The sequence below is a fragment of the Saccharopolyspora oryzae genome, assembly GCF_027853915.1.
In the GTDB taxonomy this organism is placed as follows: domain Bacteria; phylum Actinomycetota; class Actinomycetes; order Mycobacteriales; family Pseudonocardiaceae; genus Saccharopolyspora; species Saccharopolyspora oryzae.
The window spans coordinates 1-20,616 of sequence record NZ_JAQGLA010000007.1; the positions used below are offsets into that span (position 1 = coordinate 1).

Consider the following 20,616-nt stretch of genomic DNA (forward strand, 5'->3'; position numbering starts at 1 on the left):
CGCGCTGGCCTGCTCCGGCAGCAAGTCCTCGAGTTCTCGTTGCGCCTGCGGGAATTCCGCGAACTCGAGGCCGGCCCGCACGCAGGCGTCCGCGGCGAGCACGCCGAGCCCGCCCGCGTTGCTGACCACGGCCACCCGCGGCCCCGCGGGCAGCGGTTGCCAACTCAGCAGGCCGAGCACCGCGACGAGTTCTTCCAGGTCGTCCACCCCGATCGCACCTGTCTGCCGCAGCAGCGCATCCCGGGTGCTGCTGGGCGTGGCGGTCGCCGCGGTGTGCGAAAGGGCGGCGCGCTGCGCCACCGGACTGGTGCCGCTGCGCAGCACCACCAACGGCTTGGACCGGCCGATGCGCCGCGCCAGCCACGAGAACTTGCGGGGGTTCCCGAAGGACTCCAGGTAGAGGACACCGACCTCGGTGCGCTCGTCGCGCTCCCACCACAGCAGCGCGTCGTTGCCGCTCACGTCGTACTTGTCCCCTGTGGACACCAGGGTGGACACGCCCAGCCCAGCAGCGCTGAGCCGCTCCAGCAGCGCGATCCCCACGCCACCGGACTGCGTGACCACTCCCACCCCACCACCCGGGATCCCGGCTGCGCTGAACGTCGCGTCCAACCGGACCTGCGGGTCGGAGTTGACCAGCCCGAGGCAGTTCGGCCCCACCAGCCGCATTCCCCAGCGGCGCAAAGCGGTGAGCAGCCCGTTGGCGATCTCCGGCCGACCGGTGATCCCGGAAGCCACCACCACGAGCGCGCGCACTCCGCACCGACCGCACTCCTCGGCAACGGCGGGCACGCTCTCCGCGGGCACGCACAGCACGGCGAGTTCCGGGGGTTCCGAGATGTCGGCCACCGAGCGCACCGCGGTCACGCCGTGGACCTCGCCGCCGCTGCGGTTGACCGCGTGCACAGGTCCGGCGTATCCGCCGCGAATGATGTTGTGCAGCACGGCGTTACCGACCGATGTGGGCCGGTGCCCGGCGCCGATGACGACCACCGAGGCCGGGCTGAGCACTCGCCGCAGGCTGGCGACGTCCGCGATCCGCTCGCGGTCGCCGACCTTGGCCTGGTACGGCTCGCCGGCGTCCAGCTCGACCTCCACCTGGTAGGTCGAGCCGTCCAGGTGCGTCTTGTGCGGCAGGCCGCTGTCCCGCAACACCTGGAGCATGGCCGAGTTCTCCGCCAGCACCTCGGCGACGAACGTCCGGACGCCGCGCTGCCGACCCGCCGCGACCAGGTGCTCCAGCAGCAGGGTCGCCACTCCGCGCGCGTGGCGGGCGTGCTCGACCACGAACGCCACCTCGGCCGCTTCCGGGAGCAGGAGTTCGAAGTGGCCGACGCCGATCAGCCGCTCCCCCTCGAACGCACCCAACGCCACCACGTGCGCGCCACCGGGCTCCACCAGTCCACGCAGGAACTTGTTGATGCTGGTCTCCGACGGCGCACCGAAGAACCGCAGGTAGCGGTCCTCGGCCGGGAGCGCGGTGTGCAGGCGTTCGAGCTCGGCGAGATCGTCACGTGCCAGCGACCGAACGGTGACGACGCTGCCGTCGGCCAGCACCGCGCGCACGACCTGCGCGTCCGCCCGGGGGTTCGCCCCGCTTCCTGCCGTTGGCACCGGACCGGCTCCTCTCACCCGAGACCGCTCGGGGGAAGCACGCTCCACCTCGGTTGCGACGATAGGGCCCATTTGCCCTTCCAGCACGGTGGCGGAGTTGCCAGCGTGGTCGATGCCGGGGTGCACCCTGGTGCCCCGGCACCGAAGGGGGACCCGTGGGGCGAGACGCGTTCGCCGAATGGGGGCAGCGGTTCGGCCACGACGAGACCGACGTCCTCGGGCAGCTGCACGCGGCGGCGGGGCGGCACGAGCGGATCAGCCAGGACGACCTGCGCGGCATCGCCGACGAGTTCCGGCGCCCGGTCGCCGCCGTCACCGGTTCCGCCGGGTTCTACGCGGACTTCACCGGCCCGCGCGGTGCTCGCCACGTCAGGGTCTGCGCGGGCACCTCGTGCTTCGTCTCGTCCGGTGGCTCGCCCACGGCGGCTGCCGAAGCGGCGCTGGGCGTGCGAGCCGGGCAGGCCAGCGCCGACGGCTCGGTGTCGTTGGCCGAGGTCCGCTGCCTGGGCTGCTGCCACGCCTCACCGGCAGCCCTCGACGGAGACACCCCGGTCACCGGTCCCGGCCTGGGCGAGAAGTTGCGCGGCGACGGGCATCCGGCCAGTTCTGGCGCTGCGGTCCCCTTCCACGTTGCGAGCCGCACAGCCGTCGCGCTCGCGGGGCTGACCGAGGTGGAGGGCTCGTGGCAGGTGTGGCCGCGGGTCGTCAGCACCGGGATCCCGGCCTCGGTTCGCGCCGAAGTCGCACTCGCCGGCCTGCGCGGCAGGGGCGGTGCGGAGTTCCCGGTCGCGGACAAGTGGCGCGCCGCCTCCCGCGGTCCCGCACCGCGGTTCGTGGTGGCCAACGGCGACGAGGGCGATCCCGGCTCGTTCTGCGACCGGCTGCTGATGGAAAGCGATCCGGCCCGCGTCCTGGAAGGGCTCGCCATCGCCGGGTTCGCCATCGGTGCGAACCGCGGCGTGGTGTTCGTCCGGTCCGAGTACCCGCTCGCCGTGGTGCGGATGCGGGAAGCCGTCGAAACCGCCCGCGCCGCAGGGCATTTCGGGCTGGGCGTGCACGGCTCGCCGTTCGACTTCGACGTCGAGGTCGTGCAGGGCGCGGGCTCCTACGTCGCCGGCGAGGAAACGGCGCTGCTGCACGCCGTGCAGGGCTTCCGCGGCAGTGTCCGGCCCCGGCCGCCCTACCCGACCGAGTCCGGCCTCGGCGGGCATCCCACCGCGGTCAACAACGTCGAAACGCTCGCGGCGGTGCCGTGGGTGCTGCGGCACGGCGGCGCGGCGTACGCCCAGCTCGGCAGCGGGGTCGAGACCGGCACCAAGCTGGTGTGCCTGAGCCAGCGGTTCCGCCGCCCCGGCGTGTACGAGGTCGAGTTCGGCGTTCCGCTGCGCTACCTCGTCGAAGCCCTCGGCGGTGGCCTCGAGGACGGATATCGGCTGCGCGCCCTGCAGGTCGGCGGGCCGCTCGGCGGTTTCCTGTCCCCCGACGACCTGGACGTCCCGCTGCTCGCCGAGGCCCTCGCCGATGCCGGTGTGGCGCTGGGGCACGGGAGCCTCGTCGCCGTCGACGACCGGATCACCGCGCCGGAGCTGCTGCGCCACGTGTGGCGCTTCGCCGACGCCGAGAGCTGCGGAGCCTGCACCCCGTGCCGCGTCGGCACCCGCCGCGGCCGCGAGCTCGCCGAGCGCTTCCCGACCGGATCGGAGCAAGTCCTGTCGCAGCACGAGAACCTGCTGGACGTGATGGGCGTCGGAAGCCTGTGCGCGTTCGGCCGGAGCGTTCCCGGCGCGGTGCGCAGCCTGCTCCGCGTCTACCGCGATGAGCTCTGCTCGGGAGCACGCTGATGCGCGTGATGGTCGGGCGGACGGCTGTGGACGTCGCAGACGGTGCCACAGTCCTTGAAGCCGTGCGCGCCAGCGGCGTCGACCTGCCCAGCCTCTGCCACGACGACAGGTTGTCGCCGCGCGGTTCCTGCCGCACCTGCCTCGTGCGCGCAGCAAGCCGGATCGTCGCCTCCTGCACCACGCCCGCGGCCGAGGGGATGCACGTCGAGCTCGACGACCCCGCAGCTCAGCAGGCCGCCAAGGCCGCGGTCGAGCTGATGGTCTCCGAACTCCCCGCGAGAGCGCTGGAAATCCCGGCCGAACGCAGCGAACTGGTCCGGGCCTGCACGTACTTCGGCATCACCGCAGGCAGCTTCGCAGGCGCCGGGCACGACCGGGGCACCGACCATTCACACCCGTACGTCAAGCTCGACCGCGACCTGTGCATCGCCTGCGGGCGCTGCGTGGCGATGTGCGCCGAAGTCCAGGGCACCTTCGCACTGGAGCTCACCGGACGCGGCTTCGATACCGTCGTGGCAGCGGGTGACGGCGGGCCGTGGGTCTCCTCGCCCTGCGTGGGGTGCGGCGGCTGCGTCGACAGCTGCCCGACCGGCGCGCTGTCCGAACCCGGACTGCTCGACCTCACCCCCATCACCACGACGACAACGACCACCTGCGGTTACTGCGGCGTCGGCTGCACCCTCGACGTCCACACCCGCGACGGCACCATCGCCGCCATCACCCCCACGCACGGCGCCCCGGTCAACCGCGGACACGCCTGCATCAAGGGCCGCTTCGCGCACACCTTCACCAGGGCCGACGACCGCCTGATCGCACCGCTGGTGCGACGCGACGGCCACCTCGTCGAAACGAGCTGGCAGGAAGCCCTCACCGAGGTCGCCCGGCGGCTGGCGGGGATCCGGGACCGGCACGGCCCCGACTCCATCGCGATGATCTCCTCCGCACGCGCCACCAACGAGGAGAACTACCTGGCCCAGAAGTTCGTCCGCACGGTCATCGGCACCAACAACATCGACAACTGCTCGCGCCTGTGCCACGCCCCCTCCGCCGCCGGACTGACCGCCTCCTTCGGGCTCGCCGGCGGCACCAACCCGCTCGACGACCTCGACCGCGCGGACTGCGTGCTGCTCGCCGGCGCGAACCCCACCGAGGCGCACCCAGTCGTCGGCGCCCGGATCAAGCAGCAGGTTCTGGCCGGAGCCCGGCTCGTCGTGATCGACCCCCGCCGCACCGAGCTCGCCGCACTGGCCGACGTCCACCTGCAGGCCCGGCCCGGATCCAACGTCGCCGTCTTCAACGCGCTGGCGCACCAACTGATCGAAGACGACCTGCTGGCGCACGACTTCCTGACCGAACGCACCACCGGGCTCGACGACCTCACCGACCTGCTCCAGGACTACGCGCCGGGCACCGTCGCCAACCTCGCGGATGTTCGATCAGCTGATCTGATAGATGCCGCTAGGACTTTCGGCCGGGCAGAGCACCCCGTCATCATCTATGGACTAGGCGTCACCGAACACGCCCACGGCACCGACGGCGTGCGCACCCTAGCCAACCTCGCCATCCTGCGGGGCGCGGTCGGAACCCCCGGCTGCTGCGGAATCCTCCCGCTGCGCGGGCAGAACAACGTCCAAGGCGCATCGGACATGGGCGCGCTCCCGGACGTCCTACCCGGCTACCAGCCCGTCACCGATCCCGTGCTCCGCGACCGCTTCGGCGCGGCTTGGGGACGTCCGGTTCCGGAACGCCCCGGTCTGCGCATCCCGCAGATGTTCGACGCTGCGATCACGGGCGAGGTGCGTGCCCTGCACGTCATCGGCGAGGACATCGCAGCCAGCGACCCGAACGCCGGCCACGTCCGCGCCGCACTGCAAGCCTCTGAGCTCGTGGTCTGCCACGAGCTCTTCCGCTCCCAGACCGCCGAACACGCCGACGTCGTCCTGCCCGCGGCGTCGTTCCTGGAGAAGGACGGCACCTTCGTCAACTTCGACCGCCGCTTCCAACGGGTCCGGCCTGCCCTCGCACCACCTGGAAGCGCTGCCACCGACTTCGACATCTTGAACCGCCTCGCCAGCGCAATGGGCGCAGACCTCGGGTTGCCCGAACCTGCCGACGCGATGGCCGAATGCGCCTCCCTAACAGCGGTTTTCGCCGGTATCTCCCACGAACGACTCGACGCAGAAGGCCCGTTGCACTGGCCGTGCCGCGCATCCGACGAACCAGGCGAAGCCGTCCTCCACCTGAACGGGTTCGCCACCCCAGACGGCCGGGCCGCGCTCGCCGCGCGCCCCTACCTCCCACCAGGCGAACAACCCGATGCGCAGTTCCCGCACTTGCTGGTCACCGGCCGACGGCTGGTCCACTACAACACCGGATCCATGACCCGCCGCACCGACAACACCGCACTGGTACCAGCCGAAACCCTCGAAATCCACCCCGCCGACGCCGCGCAGCTGGGCGTGGCGGAAGGCGCGGCCGTGACCATCACCAGTCGCCGGGGCCGCACCACCCTGACCGCCCACCTCAGCCGGGACGTCGTACCAGGGCAGGTCTTCGCGGCGTTCCACTTCCCCGACGCAGCGCTGAACGACCTCACCTCGCACCACACCGACACCGTCACCGGCTGCCCCGAGTACAAGGTCACCGCAGTGCGCGTCCAACCCGCCGGGCAGCAGCCTTCCGCATCGTCCATCGAGGCCGATCGCCCCTCCCCATCACCCAGCGATACCGGCACAGTGGACATCGCAGGCTCCCGCAGCGGCGACCGTTGAGCGCGGGAGGGCAGATGCAAGCCCAGGACATCATGTCGCGGCCGGTGATCACCGTCCACGACTTCGGCTCGGTCCGGACCGCGGCCGCGGTTCTGGTAGAGCACGGCTTCACCGCGTTGCCGGTGACTGCTGAAGACAAGCGTCTCATCGGCATCGTCACCGAGGCCGACCTGATCCGAGGCGCGATTCCGCACGATGCCCGCAGCGCGGTCCACGACGAGCCGCGCGGCGCACCGCCAGCCGTCGTCGACCAAGTCATGACGCGGAAGGTCCGCACGGCTGCGCCGGACACCGACTGCGCCGACATCGCCGAGATGATGCTCAAACACGCCCTGCGCGCCGTACCCGTCGTGCAGAACCGCGTCGTCGTCGGCATCGTCACCAGACGCGACCTCATGCGTGGACTCACCCTGGACGACACCGAGATCGGCCGCATCATCCGCCGCAACCTCGATCGCTGCGGTGGGTTCGAAGACTGGGCAGTGAAGGTGCGCAACGGTGCGGTCGTGATCACGGACCCGGTCAACGCCCCGTCCCGCCACCACATCGCACGCGCGCTGGCGCTAGCAGCCCCGGGGGCACGCCAGGTAACTGTGCTCGAAGCCCCCGCTGCCAGTCCCTAACCACCGCATTCCGGGAGGTGACTGGAAAACCGAAGAGATCTGCTCGCTTGCATAGGGCCCTGACCTGCACATTTGCTTGTGCTCATGGGCTGAGCGCGACAGACTAGATACGCACGGGACTGCAACCCTTCCGGGCATGCTTGATCTTGCGTGCGCGGATTTTGATGCCTGGGGAGGCATCATGACGAAGCCGAAGATCACCAGCCCATTTCCCAAGCGCTTCACTGATCGCGACTGGGGTAGGTATGTCAGGCAGGGGAAAGAGCTGGTTCAGGAAGAGACCCGTATCCAGTTCCGCCTGGGTGACCTCACGCTGAAGATGGTCCCGTCCCGCGGCTCGGGCGGGAACCAGGGGGTCTTCGCCGTGATGGACCGCTACGCCGATGCCATCGGAATCAACGTCCACACGCTGCTGGAGTACCGGTCCATCGCGCTGCGATGGCCGCCGGAAAAGCGCAATCCCGATGTCTCCTGGGCGATCCACAGGTCGTTGGAAGCTCTCGACAACAGATTCGAACTGATCTACGAGCCGCCGGAAGGAATCCCGTACTGGACCGAGGACGCCGCGTTGCGGCAGGCTGGGCGCCTTCCGCACCGGCCGTTAACCAAGGACGAGAAGCTGGACCGCGTCCGGGTGCTGCTCGAACAGGACGAGTACGCCGCCGAGGCCGTCGGCAGCATCCTGCAGAACCGCAGCAACGTCGCCCACCAAGTGATGGCTGATCCCGCCACCCAGCGCGCCGTGTACCGGGCGCACCACGAGCAGCGCCGGCAAGCCGCCGAGGCAGCGCACGCCGCCGCACATGAACACGAACACGACGACTCCGACGACATCGCCCGGCAGGTCCGCAGACGGGAGTCTGCTGTGGACTACACCCGGGCCTCCCACGAGGTTCTTGAACTGATCGGAATCGGCACCACTTACCTCGTCGAGCTGCAGCGCCTCATCCCGTACATGCATGTCTCCGAGTTCACCGAGCAGGAAGTCCGGGCCATCCTGGACAACCACCGTCGCATCCGCGTGGCTCTGGACTGGGCCGACAGCGCGGTCACCACCGGCGACACGTCGATGGACGAAGCACTGGAGCGACTGCTTTCCCAAGGCGATGACTAGTCATGACCCGCCCTACAACCCGCTCGAACACCACAAAGAAGCACTCACGGGCCGCACCAGTGCCCACTCAGCACCTGGCAGGGCTGGCTTGGCAGGTCTGCGAGGCTGCGGGGGAAGACGTCCTGGTTCCGCGCGAGAAGATCATGGGTGATATCGGCGCGACCTACAACCAGTTCACCCGCCTGAAGGCCTACATCTGGGATTTCATCGCACGCGAGAAGGGCAAAGTCTTCATCGCCTTCCGCGGTGCCTACATCGTCACCACCGACCCGGCCAAGGTCGCCGAGAACATCAAGTGGAAGCTGACCCGGATCCGCACCGAGCTCAAACGGATGCTCACAGGGTCGATTGAGCCGTTCGGCGACCAGGTCGCCCAGTACGAGGTGCTCAAGCTCTACCAGGACGACATCAGCTACATGCTGCGGCAAGCCGAGCGAATGGAACTGGCAGCCCGCGGCCTGCCTGAGCCCGTCAAGATCCCCCAACGCAAGCGCCCGACCAAGAGCCGACGTCGATAAGGCTCGACAGCCGCTGACTGAGCCGAAGGAGAAGAACTCGATCTCATGGCCGCTTCGCGCCGTGCGGGCCCAGCCAGTGCACGGGCGGTGCACCGGGCACTGGCTGAACTGGGTGCTGCCCCGATCGCCGATCCCGTAGCACGCCCGCACGGCCCACGGCCCCGTGACGCTGCCCTGCTGCTGGGTGTGTTGGCGGCCAAGATCGACCTCGATGCGTCCGTGCGCGCCGACCCCAATGACGACCCACCTGATGGGTTCACCGACTTCCTGATGGGCTACCACAATCTGATCGGAGATGTTCAGGGCGGCGACACGCGGCTACGACTGCTCGCACTTCGCTCGGTCCGCACTGCCTTCGACCTGACCATGGCCGGAGAAAACGACCCACTGGAATGCATGGCCTCGGATGCGGCGATGCTGACCGCCAACCTCATCAACGCCTACCGGCTCCAGCAGCGCACGGCGAACGACCCCGCCCTGTCCTCAATCCTGGATTCAGCCGGCCACTTCCTGCATGACCTCACCTGTGCCCTCGACGACTACCGAGGCTCGCAGGCGGCAGGGCTTGGGTAGCTGATCAAGACGTCCGCGGCTCAGAACTGCTGGCGGCGGGTCCACTTCGGTCCGACGACTTCCCACTCCCTGCCCCAGGAACGGGATGCCAGTGCCTCTCCTACAGCTCGGACGCAGGTGACGAGCACGATGCACAGCACCTCTCCCGACACCAAAGCTCCGAATGCCGACATGGTGGCCGCCCCGCGGATCTGCCGTTCGCTCAGCGGAGGTGCCGAGAGCCGATCCGAGGTGTCGACCCACAGCTGGACCGCGCTGCCCACGTCGGCGCTCGGTGCCACCGCGGCCGTCGCGAAGTGCGGAGTTCCGTCCGCCCCCGTCCAGCGCACCTCGGCCGAGTAGTGCTGGGGCTTGACGTCGGGGGCGGTCCCGACTGCGTCGGCAATGTGAGGTTTGAGCACGGTCGCGTTGACCGGGTGCCGCGTGGCAGCGGCGGCTGCGGCAGCGCGCGAGGCCGCGTCGTACGACGTCTCCCCCACTACGACCGCCACCACCGGGACACCGAAGATGGCGAAGAGGACCAGTCCGAGAACCAACGTGGCGACGACCTTGTCCAAGCGGCGCCGCAACGGATTCGACGTCAGCCCCATCGACCGCGCACACCGGCGAAGATTCATCGGATGCTCCTGGAACGGACTGATTCCAGGCTGTTCGATTCGCGGTTCCCGCTTAAGAGTCCTTCGGCCCAGCAAACCGTCAGCTCGGCTCAGAACCGGGCGGTCGCCCTTCGTCGCGTGCCCACCTCCGCAACAAGACTTCCGACCGTTCCTGCTCTTCGAGTGCGAAGTCCGCGGCGATCAGGGCGGTTCGCAGCTTCGGGATCCAGTGCCGCCGCAGCATGCGCACCCGCTGCCGGGTCGTGGCGATCTCGGCGCGGACGAGCCGCAGCGCCGTGCGGTCGGCGGCGTGCCGCAGCGCGACGTCGAGCGCGGTGTCGTGCGCTTCTGCCGCTTCGATCATCGCCGGACCGCACGGGACCGAGGTGCGCTCGTGGGACGGCGGGGTGCGGCTGACGCCGACCGGGTAGCGCACCCCCATCGACGCCGTCCAGTGCACGGACACGTCCACCGGCGATCCCGGATCCGCCAGGCGCAGCCCGCCTTGGCCACCGAGCAGGACTGCGCGGAGCAACCAGTCTTCGGCCGCCGCAGCCGACCGCGCCCAGTCCCGGCCGCTGGCTTCCGCGCGGGCCGCCAACTGGTGCTCCTCCTGCTGCAGGGCCCGCAACTTCTGGTCCAGCAGGGCAGCGCCGCGTTCGGCGACCTCCAGCCGGCGGCGCAGCCGCAAGCGGCCTGCGCGCCCCGGCGGAATCCTGATCTCGGCCATCCCGATCACCCGGCTCGGTGGAGGTCGACGAGTTCGCGCGGCAGCATGGTCAGCTCGCGGACCGGGAGGTGCAGGAGCACCCGCCAGGCGCGGTCGAGCGTGTCGTCGAAGCTGCGGGACTCGTCCGGGCGCTGGGCGACCAGGTCGCGCCGGAACGCCTCCTCGAACTCGAGGTAGGCCCGGTCGGTCCGGCTCAACGCCGTCGCTCCGATCAGGTCGGAGAGCTCCCGCACCTGCCGGGCCCGCGCGAGCGCCGCGACGAGCTGCGCGGCCACCGGCAGGTGGTCCGCGCGGGTCCGGTCCGGGCCCGCTCCAGCGCGCATGAGCCGGGACAGCGAGGACAGCGGGTCGACCGGCGGGTAACCGCTCCGCTCTCGCGACAGCACGACCTGGCCTTCGGTGATGTAGCCGGTCAGGTCGGGCACGGGGTGGGTGATGTCGCCGCCCGGCATGGTGAGCACGGGCAGCACCGTGACCGACCCCGCCCGGCCCCGGATCCGGCCGCACCGCTCGTAGATCGCGGCCAGGTCGCTGTAGAGGTAACCGGGGTAGGCGCGGCGCCCCGGGATCTCGCCCCGCGCCGCGGAGATCTCGCGGAGGGCCTCGGCGTAGCTGGTCATGTCGCTGAGCACGACGAGCACGTGCCGGCCCGCGTCGAAGGCCAGTTCCTCGGCGATGGTCAGCGCCAGCCTCGGGGTGAGGATCCGCTCGATCACCGGCTCGTCGGCGGTGTTGACCAGCAGCACGAGCTCACCGGCGGCGGACCGGCGGGCCAGGGAGTCTCGGACGTGCGCGACGTCGCCGTGGGTCAGGCCCATGCCTGCGAACACCACCGAGAACGGCTCGCCCACGGCGGTGGCCTGCGCCGCGATCTGCGTCGCCAGCTCCAGGTGCGGCAGGCCCGGCGGGGAGAACACCGGCAGCTTCTGCCCGCGCACCAGCGTGGTCAAGGCGTCCACTGCGGACAGACCGGTGAGCACGGGTTCGGCCGGGGGTTCGCGGTGCACCGGGTTGATCGGCGCTCCCGACACCTCGGCCAGCCGTGCGCCGAACACCGGCGGTCCGCCGTCGACGGGGTCGCCGCGGCCGTTGCAGACGCGCCCCAGCCAGCCCGGCCCGACCGGGATGCGCAGCGGTTCACCGGTGAACTCCACCTGGGTTCCGGCGGTGTCCATCCCGGCGGTGCCCTCCAGCACCTCGACGACGGCCAGGTCCCGGTCGGCCTCCAGCACGAGGCCGTGCCGGACCTCCCCGGTGGCCAGCCGGATCCGCGCGAACTCGTCCCAGCCGACGCCGCGCACCCCGGTGACGACCACCAGCGGGCCGCGCAGCTCGCGGATCCCGGTGTACTCGACGCGCGGCCCGGCGGTCACGGCGCCAACTCCTGCAGCTGGGCGAGCACCGCACCGCACCGGCGCTCGGCTTCCGCCGCGTCGTGCGGGCCGACCTCTTCCCGCACGCGCGCCAGGGGCGTGAAGTCGAACTCCTCGACCGATTCGGCGGTGACCCCCGCCCCCACCAGGTGCTGGCACTCGTCGGCGACCGCCAGCACACCTTCCACCAGCGCCACCGCCTTCTCCGGCGGGCAGAACGAGTCCGATGTGGACAATGCGTTCTGCTGCAGGACCGCTTCGCGCAGCAACCGCCCGCCGAGCAGCACCACCCGCTCCCGCTCCGGCAGCGCACCGACCCCGACGAGCTCGGCGAACTCGGCCAGCCGATCGGACTCGGCGAGCAGGTCCACCACCCGGGCGCGGCGCCGGGACCAGCCCGGATCACCGGACCGCTCCTGGTGGCGCGCCACGAGTTCGGCATCCCGGGAGAACGACTCCGACCACGACACCGCCGGGTAGTGCCGCGCGTAGGCCAGATCCCGGTCGAGCGCCCACCGGCACCGCACGAACCGCTCGGTGTGGACGGTCACCGGCTCCGTGACGTCCCCGCCCGGCGGGGACACCGCGCCCAGGATGGTCACCGACCCCGCCGATCCGCCGAGCGCATCGACGGCTCCGGCCCGCTCGTAGAACGCCGCCAGCGCCGACGCCAGATCGGCGGGGTACCCCTCCTCCGCGGGTAGCGCCCCGGTGCGGGAGGCGAACTCGCGCAGCGCTTCGGCCCAGCGGGAGGTGGAGTCGGCGATGACCACGACGTCGTGGCCCATGTCGCGGAAGTGCTCGGCGACGGTGACCCCGGTGTAGATGCTGGCTTCCCGAGCCATCATCGGCATGTTCGAGGTGTTGGCGATGACCACCGTGCGATCGGCGAGCCGCCCGCCGGTGCGCGGATCGTCGAGCGCGAACAGCTCGGCGACGATCTCGGCCATCTCGTTGCCGCGCTCCCCGCAACCGACGTAGACGATCACGTCGGCGTCGCACCACTTGGCCACCTGCTGCAGCAGCACGGTCTTGCCGGTGCCGAAACCTCCCGGAACCCCAGCTGTGCTGCCACGCGCGACGGGGAACAGCACGTCCAGCACGCGCTGTCCCGTGTGCAGGGGCCCGACCTCCTCACGCCTCCCCCGGTGCGGGCGCGGACGGCGCACCGGCCAGTCGGTCCACAAGCCCACCGGTGTCTCGTCGACCTTCGCGATCACAGCGTCCTGCGGCTGCTCGCCCTCAGCCAGTTCCTGCACCGCGCCGGCGATGCCCGGCGGCACAAGCACTCGGTACTCCGGCGGCCCGACGTCCCGCACGACGCCGAGCACATCTCCCGCTGCCACGTGGTCGCCCACCGCCGTTCGCGGCTCGAACTGCCACGTTCTCGTCGCCTCCGGCTGGCCTGCTCCCGCGACCAGGAACGTAGGTGCTGTGGATAGGGGGCGCAGCAGGCCGTCGAAGACGTTGCCGAGCAAGCCGGGGCCGAGGTGGGCGACCAGCGGGGTTCCCCTCGGCAGCACCGGTCCGCCGGGTGCGAGCCCACCGGTGTACTCGTAGGCCTGCACGGTGACGACGCCGTCGCGGACCGCCACGACCTCGCCCGGCAGGCCTGCGGGGCCGAGCGCGACCAGCTCCGACATCGCGACCGGCCCCAGCCCGTCGACCTCCACCAGGGGCCCGGCGACCCGCCTGACCCGCCCGGCGCTCATGGCGTCCACAGCCGTTCCACGTCGGCCCCCAGTTCCTCGACCGCGCGCGCCGCGGCCGTCCGGAAGCTGAGATCCACCAGTCGCCCCGGCACCCGCCCGATCACGCCGCCACCGGGTGCGTCGACCACCTCCGCCTCGCTGCCGAGAGCCGATCGCACCCTGCCCCGCAACCGATCCCGCAGCGCCTGGTCGTCCAGCTGGGAGAGCCGGGCGGTGACCTCACCGATCAGTTCCTCGAAGACCTCGCGCTGCGCGGCCAGCTCGACCGCACGCTCGGACCGACGGCGCCGGGCCTCTTCCGCGCTGCGTGCGGCTGCGGCGTCCTCGCGACCCCGCGCAACCGCTTCGTCGACGGCGGCGCTGCTGGCCTCCCGAGCCTCGGCGATCAAGGTTTCGGCTTCCCGGCGTGCGACACGCAGTTCCGCGTCGGCCTCGCGCTGGGCTCGCGCGATCACGCCATCGCGCAGCGGAACCAGTGCATTCCGCATCGGGGCGGTCATGGCGGCAGCACCACGACGAGGGGTGATGCGCGCCCGTCCAGCCGCTCGCTGAGGGCCTCGGCAGCGGTCGGCGTCAAGATCACCACCGCGACGCCGGCGTCCAGCTCCTCCCACGACCGCTGCACCGCCCTCGCGTCGTCCGCCGCCAGGACGACGACTCCGGCGAGGCACCAGCCCTGCACCCTGAGCCGCTCCCCGATCGCCACCACGGTGCCCACGGCGGTCACGCCTTGCCGATGAGGATGACCGACACGATCAACCCGTAGATGGCGATCCCCTCGGCCAGCCCGACGATGACCATGGCCCTGCCGAACAGCTCGGGCCGTTCGCTGAGCGCGGCCAACGCCGCCGCACCGGTGTAGGCCACGGCGATCGACGCGCCGATCGACGAACCCGCGACCGAGATCGCCGCGCCGAGCAGTGCCGCCCAGTTCCCGCCCGCAGGATCCGGCGGAACCGCGGCGGGAACGGCCTCCGCGGCACCGCCCGTCACCACCGCGATCAGCACCACGAGGGCCGCCAACAGCAGAACCACGTCCAGTGCGAGGAAGACCCCCAGCACCGCACGACCCTTGCGCCGCAGCAGGAGCAGCGCCCCCAGCACCGCCACCAGGAACACGGGCAACCCCAGCAACCAGGCGATCACGGCTCCTCCTCCGGAAACTCCACCACCGGCACGTGCCAGGGCTGGAAAGGCCTGCCCTCGACGGCGAAAACGCGCGAGAACAGCTCGTAGAACTCCAGCCGCAGGGCCTGGATCCCGGCCACCAGCGCCTCCAGCGCGAAGGCGAGGGCGTTTCCCGCCGCGAAGAGACCGATCGCCGCCAACACCCCCAGCGGACCCGCTCCGAACAACGCGGTGGTGCCCTGCCACACCAACCAGCCCAGCGCGGCGTGGGTGAGCCCGAAAGCGGCCAGCCGCGCGAAGGAAACCAGGTTCGAACCGACGCGGACAACGGCGTCGAACGCCTGCACACCCGATTGGAGCGCGCCCGCTGCCCCGCCGCTCGTCGTCGCGTAGTACCCGGCACCGGCCAGCAGAACTCCCACGACCGCAACACCTCCCCCCACCGCAGCCAGCACGCCGCTGGACAGGTAGAGCCCGCCTGCCACGCACCCGATGCCGAGGAGCAGCGCCGCTCCAGCGATCCCCGACGAGGCGTAGACAGCGAGCTGCGGACCGCCCTCGCGCCACCGGTTGACGATCGCGACCGCGTACGCCGCTGCGAGCAGCACCGCGCCGACAGCGACCGCCGAGGTCAGCAACCGGATCGGCTCGGCCAGCGGTGCCAGCCACAGCACGGGCACCACTCCGGTCGGGCCGAAGAACTCCCCGTACAGCAGGCCGAACACGGCACCGGTGGCACCGGCACCGGTCACGAACGGCCACACGTGACGCCACTTCGCCAGCCGACTCGGCCGCCCGAACGCCAGCAGCACTCCGGCCAGCACCAGCAGTAGGCCGTGCCCGAGATCGCCGAACATCATCCCGAACATCAGCACGTAGGCGACCCCGGCCGGCAACGTCGGATCAACGTCGGGATACGCCACGGTGCCGTAGGTCCGCACCACGCCGGAGAACGACCGCCGCACCGCACCGCCCGCGCGCAGCGACGTCGGTGGATCAACACCGCGCGGAGCGGGAAGCGGCACCACCGCGCCACCGATCGCCGCCAGGTCTTCGGCCAGTCCGGGCAGATCCGGGCGCGCGCACCACCCGGCCAGCCCAGCCACCGAGCCACGTCGAACCGCGATAGCCGAGTGGCCTTCGAGCTCTGCCTCACCGGCCAGGAGATCCGCCCTGCCAGTCCGTTCCAGGAGGTCCAGGTCGGGCCGCTGCGCCGCCAACTTCGGCGCGACCTCGCCCCCTCCCGCGCGATGCAGCCGCTGCTCCGCCTCCCCGCCCGGCTCGAACTGGACCACCCCGGCTCCAGCCACGCGCACCAGCACCTCGCGGAGCGAATCAGCCGGCGCGAGAACGGCCACTCGCTGCATCCGGACCGGCAGCACCGCCTCACGCCAGGACATCGAAGGCCTCCAACGGTCGACCACCTCGAGCCGAGATCTCCAGCGCAGCCCGCACCTTCCGGGCATCCACCCCCAGCAACACCGCGCACCCGACCACAACGTCCGGCCCGAACCCGGTCGTCCGCAACAGCTTGAGGGCGTCCCGGGCCACTCGGTCCCACCAGCGGACCTCCGCCCGCCACAGCTCACCCGGACCGTCCACATCGGACAGAACCCATCGCGCGTCGCCGCGCAGCCGGGCCCGCAGGTCGGCGAACGAAGCGGATCCGACGGCATCGGCGCCGAGCAGGACGGCAGCTCGGCGGACGGCCGGTTCCGCCAGCGGCTGTTCGGCGAGGAAGCGCTCGCGGGCGAAAAGCAGCGCGGCGCCACCAGCTGCCCAGTCCTGCGCTCGCGGCACGCGCTCGGCCACCCGCACCGCCCACGCGAACTGCACTCCCACGGCGATCGTCCGGGGATCCGATCCACCGGGATCACCCCACGGCGACGCGGCGAGCTCCTCCCGCATCTGCTCCGGGCTCGCCGCCCGAGCCAACCTCGGCCACGACACGGCCAGCGAACCCAGCAGGTACGGCGGAGTCCCCGGCTGCTGGACCTGCTCCACGACGTTGGCCACCTCGAACCAGCCCGCCAGCGCCCGCACCGACTCCGCACCTTCGCGGGGCAACCAACCCGCCAGCACGCGCAGGTGCCACAGCACCGTCGCAGCCACTGCCCGCTGGGCGTCCTCCAGCGATTGGCCGGGACGAATCCCGCGCTGGTACGGCCCTGCCGCGAGCTGCTGCAACACCTCCTCCAACGAAGCGCGCGACGCCAGTTCCCGCGCACCACCCGCTCCCACGCGGCGGCTGAGCATCGACCTGGCCCGCACGCACCCGGCGCTCCACGCCGCACTCATGGCGTGGTCTCCGGCGATTCGCCGAGAGCCGTCAGCGCCACGGCCACGGCTCGATCGGCCATCGCCGGCATGCGTTCACGGGCAAGCGCCTTCAACTCGTCCGCAGCGCGGTCCGCCGATGCGGCAGTGCGCACCGATTCCGCCGCGGACTGCCGGTACGCCTCGGACACGACCGCTGCACGCGCCTCGGCCGCCCGCATCCCGGAATCGGCGACGATCGCGTCCGCCTGCTCCCGCGCCCGCTGCCGAACCAGCTCGGCCTCCTGCCGCCCCGCCGCGCGGATCCGCTCCGCCTCGGCCTCGGTGTCCGCCAGCAGTTCGAACACCGGTGCCAGCTCAGCGGCCAACTCCGCCACGCGATCGGCAGGCACTCCTCTACGGGCCGCAGCGCCGGGCGTGCCCGCTGGGCGGAAGCGCTCGAAGAACCGGCGAAGTCGCAGCATCCCGCGTCCCCCTCACACGCGGTCTGAATGCACCGATGGTCGCGCAGACCACCCACCCGCGCACACCGTTCATCCACCTCGGCCGGCGCCTTCGTCCACGGGCCGGTTGCGGCGCAGGAAGTACTTGCGCAGCTCGTCGGCTCCCCAGACCACAACGGGGAAGGCGATCAGCAGCAGGAGGTCCTCAGGTGGGAGCGGTGCGGTGCCGAGCAGCGCCTGCAGCGGCGGGGCGTAGACGAACACGGCGACGATGACGATCTCCCCCGCGATCGCGGCCAGCAGGTAGGGGTTGGACAGCACACCGACCGAACGCAGCGAGGCGCTCTGGGTGCGAACGGCGAACGCGGTGCCGATCTGACCGGCGACCATGCCGAGGAAGGCCATCGTCGTCGCCTGCTGGTACGCGTGGTGCAGCGGTCGTCCCGGGTCGACGGCGGCACCGGGATGCCAACCCGCTTTTACCAGCACGTAGAAGAAGCCGCCCAGCTGCAGGACCGCGACGACGAGCCCGAGGAACAGCCACGCGCGCAGGAGCATCGGAGGGCGGATCACCCCTTCCACCCGGGGTCGGGGCGCCCGCTGCATGATCCCCGGCTCAGCGGGCTCGCGGCTGAGCGCCAGCGCTGGCAGCGTCTCGCTGCCCACGTCGAAGGCGAGTATCTGCAGGATCGTCAGGGGAAGCGGGATCGCACCGCCGCTGAGCGCGAAGACCAGGAACGGCACGGTCTCCGGTGTGGCGTGGGCGAAGATGTAAATGATGAACTTGCGGACGTTGTCGTAGATCCTCCGCCCAGCCCGGACCGCAGCGACGATCGACGCGAAGTTGTCGTCGGTCAGCACCATCGTCGCGGCCTCCCGCGCGACGTCGGTGCCGGAACGCCCCATCGCCACTCCGATGTCGGCCCGGCGCAGCGCCGGGGCGTCGTTGACCCCGTCACCGGTCATGGCGACCACGTGCCCTTGTTCGCGCAACGCGTTGGCGACGTGCAACTTCGCTTCCGGGGATGCGCGGGCGAAGATGACCTCCGGTTCGCCGCGCAGCAAGGAGTCCAGCTCGACGTCGTGCAGCTCGGCGCTGACGACCGCGGGGTGCTCGCCGGTGATGCCCACGCGTCGGGCGATCGCCGCAGCCGTCTTCGGGTGGTCGCCGGTGATCACGATGATGCGGATACCGGCCGTGCGGCAGTGCGCGACCGCCTCGGCGACACCGGCGCGCGGTGGATCCAGCATGGCGACCAGGCCGACGAAGCAGAGCTCGCGCTCGGCGTCCCCGCGCCGGTGCGGCGGTCGCTTCCCCGCCGGTAGCGCGCGTTGCGCCAGCGCCAGGACCCGGAGCCCGCCGGAGGCGAAACGATCGACCTGACCGGTGATGCGGGATCGCTCGGCAGCATCGAGCGGGGCTTCGCTCCCCCGTTCGTCCAGCCACGAAGTGCACAGCGGGACGAGTGCTTCCGGTGCGCCCTTGGCGTGCACGGCCAGGCCGCCGTCGTGCACGTCGATGGTCGACATGAGCTTCAGCTCGGGGTCGAAGTGGAACTGCCAGCGGCGCATCGCTTCGCGCTCGGCCACCTCGGTGTTCACCCCCACCTCGTGTGCCGCCTCGAGGAGCGCGACCTCGGTCGGATCCCCGCTCGGCTGCTCGCCGTCGGACAACCGGGCGTTGTTGCACGCCGCAGCGACGCGGCCGAGGGCACGCACCGCGGAGTCGGGCTCCCGCCGGCCCGCGTCGAGGTCGACCTGACCGGCAGCCGTCCAGACCGCGGTGGGGTGCATCCGGTTCTCGGTCAGCGTTCCGGTCTTGTCGGTGCAGATGACATCGGTCGAGCCCAGGGTTTCCACCGCGGACAGCCGCTTCACCAACGCCCCGTACGACGACGCCAAAGCACGCACCGCGACAGCCAGAGCGAGCGTGATGACCGGCAGCAGGCCCTCCGGCACCATCCCGGCCAGCAGCCCCGCAGCGAAGACGAGCGAATTGACCAGCGACAGGTGCGCACCGAGCGTGGCCAACGGGATGAACGCCAGGACCAGCGCCACCGACACCGCCGCGATCAACCACGCCACCCGGCGGACCTGCCGCTCCAGCGGACTCAGCTCCTGCTCCACGCGCTCGGACAGCGCGGCGATCCGCCCCAGCTCGGTGTGCGCGCCGGTCGCGTAGACCACGCCGTGCGCCTCGCCCCCGGTGCAGTTGGTCCCGCTGAAGACCAGATCGTGCGCCGCGAGCACCGGAACGTCGACGTCGAGCATGGACGCCGAGCGCAACGCGGGCACCGATTCGCCCGTCAACGCCGCCATGTCCACCTCGACAGCGCCCGCCAGCAGCCGGATGTCGGCGGCGACGCGATCCCCTTCCGCGATGACCACGATGTCGCCCGGCACCAGTTCCGCGGCGTCGACCTCCCGGGGCGAACCGTCGCGCACCGCCCGGGCCTGCAACGGCAAGTACTTCGCCAGGGCTTCGACGGCCCGCTCGGCCTCCACCTCCTGCACGAAGGCGAACGCGGCGTTGAGCACGATGATCAGGAGCACCGCCACCGCGACGACCTGCGAACCCACGACCCAGAGCAGAACCGCAGCGAGCCACAGCAGCAGCGCCAGCGGGTGGGTGAACTGGCGCGCCAGCTCCCCCGGCCACCGCAGCCCGCCCCGCCGTTGCAGCTCGTTCCGCCCGTACTGCACGAGGCGGCGCTGCGCTTCCGCGCTCGTCAGCCCCCTGCGCGAACTGCGCAAGTCACGCAGGAGCAACTGCGCGGCCTCCTCCGGATCCAAATCAGGTGGCCGCACCCACGAATCGCGTTGGCTCCTCATCAATCCCCGACCAACCGCTCTCGACGAACCGAGCTCCGTGTCCATGCTCACCACGAGCCCTCCCCGGGCCCAGAGCCGAACGCCACCACACCGCCTGGCGCATCCACCGTGCTGGGCGAGACTGGAAAGGCTCGTTGGACCGCACACCGGGGTGTCCTCGATGGCTGGATTCGAATCTCTGTACCGGCACGGTTTCGCACGGGTCGCCGCAGGCGTGCCCGTGGTCGGCGGTGCCGACCCCGAGCTCAACGCCGACCGCACCATCGAGCTGGCACGACGCGCGGCCGCCGACCACGCGGTGCTCGCGCTCTTCCCCGCCCAGAGCAGCCAGTTCAAGCGCTCGGCACTGCCCAACGGCCCCAAGATCGGCTCCGGTGGCGCGCTGTCACCGCGCGGCGACTGGCGCGCCCCCAGCGACGCCACCGCCCGCGCGTGGCTCGACGAACTGGACCGCGACGTCCCCGGCTGACG

At 71.2% G+C, this 20,616-nt stretch carries 19 protein-coding genes; 7 read left to right on the forward strand and 12 right to left on the reverse strand.

Annotated elements, in window-relative coordinates; all coding sequences use genetic code 11:
• Positions 1-1,614, reverse strand: a 1,614-nt coding sequence (locus OU415_RS06730) for a GNAT family N-acetyltransferase (RefSeq protein ID WP_270947703.1), incomplete at its 3' end; no start/stop codon positions are given.
• Between the two features lie 155 nt (positions 1,615-1,769).
• Here OU415_RS06730 and OU415_RS06735 point away from each other — a divergent pair.
• The 6 genes from OU415_RS06735 (at position 1,770) to OU415_RS06760 (ending at position 9,054) form a co-directional block, all read left to right on the forward strand.
• Positions 1,770-3,455, forward strand: coding sequence for an NAD(P)H-dependent oxidoreductase subunit E (locus tag OU415_RS06735; protein WP_270947704.1), 1,686 nt, complete (start codon positions 1,770-1,772; stop codon positions 3,453-3,455).
• A complete protein-coding gene (gene fdhF / locus OU415_RS06740) occupies positions 3,455-6,226 on the forward strand; it encodes a formate dehydrogenase subunit alpha (protein WP_270947705.1) in 2,772 nt (923 codons plus the stop codon). The genes OU415_RS06735 and fdhF overlap by 1 nt, the downstream gene beginning before the upstream one ends.
• A 14-nt stretch (positions 6,227-6,240) precedes the next feature.
• Complete coding sequence (locus OU415_RS06745) at positions 6,241-6,849, forward strand: CBS domain-containing protein (protein ID WP_270947706.1); 609 nt, start codon at positions 6,241-6,243, stop codon at positions 6,847-6,849.
• 136 nt (positions 6,850-6,985) lie between these two features.
• A complete protein-coding gene (locus tag OU415_RS06750; RefSeq protein ID WP_270947707.1) occupies positions 6,986-7,963 on the forward strand; it encodes a DUF6192 family protein in 978 nt (325 codons plus the stop codon).
• Positions 7,964-8,022: 59 nt separating this feature from the next.
• Positions 8,023-8,481, forward strand: a complete 459-nt coding sequence (locus tag OU415_RS06755; RefSeq protein WP_270947708.1) for a hypothetical protein — start codon at positions 8,023-8,025, stop codon at positions 8,479-8,481.
• 45 nt (positions 8,482-8,526) lie between these two features.
• Positions 8,527-9,054: a hypothetical protein gene (locus tag OU415_RS06760; RefSeq protein ID WP_270947709.1), complete on the forward strand. Its 528-nt coding sequence runs from the start codon at positions 8,527-8,529 to the stop codon at positions 9,052-9,054.
• Positions 9,055-9,074: 20 nt separating this feature from the next.
• On the opposite strand, the gene OU415_RS06765 is transcribed toward OU415_RS06760, so the two are convergent.
• From OU415_RS06765 to OU415_RS06815, 11 genes are all read right to left on the reverse strand, one after another.
• Positions 9,075-9,671, reverse strand: coding sequence for an Rv1733c family protein (locus OU415_RS06765; RefSeq protein ID WP_270947710.1), 597 nt, complete (start codon positions 9,669-9,671; stop codon positions 9,075-9,077).
• Positions 9,672-9,750: 79 nt separating this feature from the next.
• Entirely contained in the window at positions 9,751-10,380 is a 630-nt protein-coding gene (locus OU415_RS06770; RefSeq protein WP_270947711.1) for a V-type ATP synthase subunit D, read from the reverse strand.
• Between the two features lie 5 nt (positions 10,381-10,385).
• A complete protein-coding gene (locus OU415_RS06775) occupies positions 10,386-11,753 on the reverse strand; it encodes a V-type ATP synthase subunit B (RefSeq protein WP_270947712.1) in 1,368 nt (455 codons plus the stop codon).
• The gene (locus OU415_RS06780; protein ID WP_270947870.1) at positions 11,750-13,465 is read right to left on the reverse strand and encodes a V-type ATP synthase subunit A; all 1,716 of its coding nucleotides are present in this window, start codon (positions 13,463-13,465) and stop codon (positions 11,750-11,752) included. The genes OU415_RS06775 and OU415_RS06780 overlap by 4 nt, the downstream gene beginning before the upstream one ends.
• On the reverse strand, positions 13,462-13,953 hold the full coding sequence (locus OU415_RS06785) for a hypothetical protein (protein WP_270947713.1): 492 nt from the start codon (positions 13,951-13,953) through the stop codon (positions 13,462-13,464). Before OU415_RS06785 ends, OU415_RS06780 begins: the two co-directional genes overlap by 4 nt.
• Positions 13,954-13,961: 8 nt before the next feature.
• Complete coding sequence (locus tag OU415_RS06790; protein WP_270947714.1) at positions 13,962-14,192, reverse strand: hypothetical protein; 231 nt, start codon at positions 14,190-14,192, stop codon at positions 13,962-13,964.
• A complete protein-coding gene (locus OU415_RS06795; RefSeq protein ID WP_270947715.1) occupies positions 14,189-14,611 on the reverse strand; it encodes an ATP synthase subunit C in 423 nt (140 codons plus the stop codon). The genes OU415_RS06790 and OU415_RS06795 overlap by 4 nt, the downstream gene beginning before the upstream one ends.
• Positions 14,608-15,993 carry a V-type ATPase 116kDa subunit family protein gene (locus OU415_RS06800; RefSeq protein WP_270947716.1) on the reverse strand — a complete coding sequence of 462 codons (1,386 nt, stop codon included), beginning with the start codon at positions 15,991-15,993 and terminating at the stop codon, positions 14,608-14,610. The genes OU415_RS06795 and OU415_RS06800 overlap by 4 nt, the downstream gene beginning before the upstream one ends.
• On the reverse strand, positions 15,980-16,891 hold the full coding sequence (locus OU415_RS06805; protein ID WP_270947717.1) for a hypothetical protein: 912 nt from the start codon (positions 16,889-16,891) through the stop codon (positions 15,980-15,982). Before OU415_RS06805 ends, OU415_RS06800 begins: the two co-directional genes overlap by 14 nt.
• Positions 16,888-17,334 carry a hypothetical protein gene (locus tag OU415_RS06810; RefSeq protein ID WP_270947718.1) on the reverse strand — a complete coding sequence of 149 codons (447 nt, stop codon included), beginning with the start codon at positions 17,332-17,334 and terminating at the stop codon, positions 16,888-16,890. Before OU415_RS06810 ends, OU415_RS06805 begins: the two co-directional genes overlap by 4 nt.
• Positions 17,335-17,403: 69 nt before the next feature.
• Positions 17,404-20,145, reverse strand: a complete 2,742-nt coding sequence (locus OU415_RS06815; protein WP_270947719.1) for a cation-translocating P-type ATPase — start codon at positions 20,143-20,145, stop codon at positions 17,404-17,406.
• A 160-nt stretch (positions 20,146-20,305) separates the two neighbouring features.
• Here OU415_RS06815 and OU415_RS06820 point away from each other — a divergent pair, with 160 nt between their 5' ends.
• Complete coding sequence (locus OU415_RS06820; RefSeq protein ID WP_270947720.1) at positions 20,306-20,614, forward strand: hypothetical protein; 309 nt, start codon at positions 20,306-20,308, stop codon at positions 20,612-20,614.
• The last annotated feature ends 2 nt before the right edge of the window (positions 20,615-20,616 follow it).

Excerpts from the sequence above, each read along its gene's own strand:
- fdhF (WP_270947705.1), top strand. The coding sequence starts at position 3,455 with ATGCGCGTGATGGTCGGGCGGACGGCTGTGGACGTCGCAGACGGTGCC.
- OU415_RS06745 (WP_270947706.1), top strand. The coding sequence starts at position 6,241 with ATGCAAGCCCAGGACATCATGTCGCGGCCGGTGATCACCGTCCACGAC.
- OU415_RS06750 (WP_270947707.1), top strand. The coding sequence starts at position 6,986 with ATGCTTGATCTTGCGTGCGCGGATTTTGATGCCTGGGGAGGCATCATG.
- OU415_RS06760 (WP_270947709.1), top strand. The coding sequence starts at position 8,527 with ATGGCCGCTTCGCGCCGTGCGGGCCCAGCCAGTGCACGGGCGGTGCAC.
- OU415_RS06765 (WP_270947710.1), bottom strand. The coding sequence starts at position 9,671 with ATGAATCTTCGCCGGTGTGCGCGGTCGATGGGGCTGACGTCGAATCCG.
- OU415_RS06770 (WP_270947711.1), bottom strand. The coding sequence starts at position 10,380 with ATGGCCGAGATCAGGATTCCGCCGGGGCGCGCAGGCCGCTTGCGGCTG.
- OU415_RS06780 (WP_270947870.1), bottom strand. The coding sequence starts at position 13,465 with ATGAGCGCCGGGCGGGTCAGGCGGGTCGCCGGGCCCCTGGTGGAGGTC.
- OU415_RS06785 (WP_270947713.1), bottom strand. The coding sequence starts at position 13,953 with ATGCGGAATGCACTGGTTCCGCTGCGCGATGGCGTGATCGCGCGAGCC.
- OU415_RS06800 (WP_270947716.1), bottom strand. The coding sequence starts at position 15,993 with ATGTCCTGGCGTGAGGCGGTGCTGCCGGTCCGGATGCAGCGAGTGGCC.
- OU415_RS06805 (WP_270947717.1), bottom strand. The coding sequence starts at position 16,891 with ATGAGTGCGGCGTGGAGCGCCGGGTGCGTGCGGGCCAGGTCGATGCTC.
- OU415_RS06810 (WP_270947718.1), bottom strand. The coding sequence starts at position 17,334 with ATGCTGCGACTTCGCCGGTTCTTCGAGCGCTTCCGCCCAGCGGGCACG.
- OU415_RS06815 (WP_270947719.1), bottom strand. The coding sequence starts at position 20,145 with ATGAGGAGCCAACGCGATTCGTGGGTGCGGCCACCTGATTTGGATCCG.
- OU415_RS06820 (WP_270947720.1), top strand. The coding sequence starts at position 20,306 with ATGGCTGGATTCGAATCTCTGTACCGGCACGGTTTCGCACGGGTCGCC.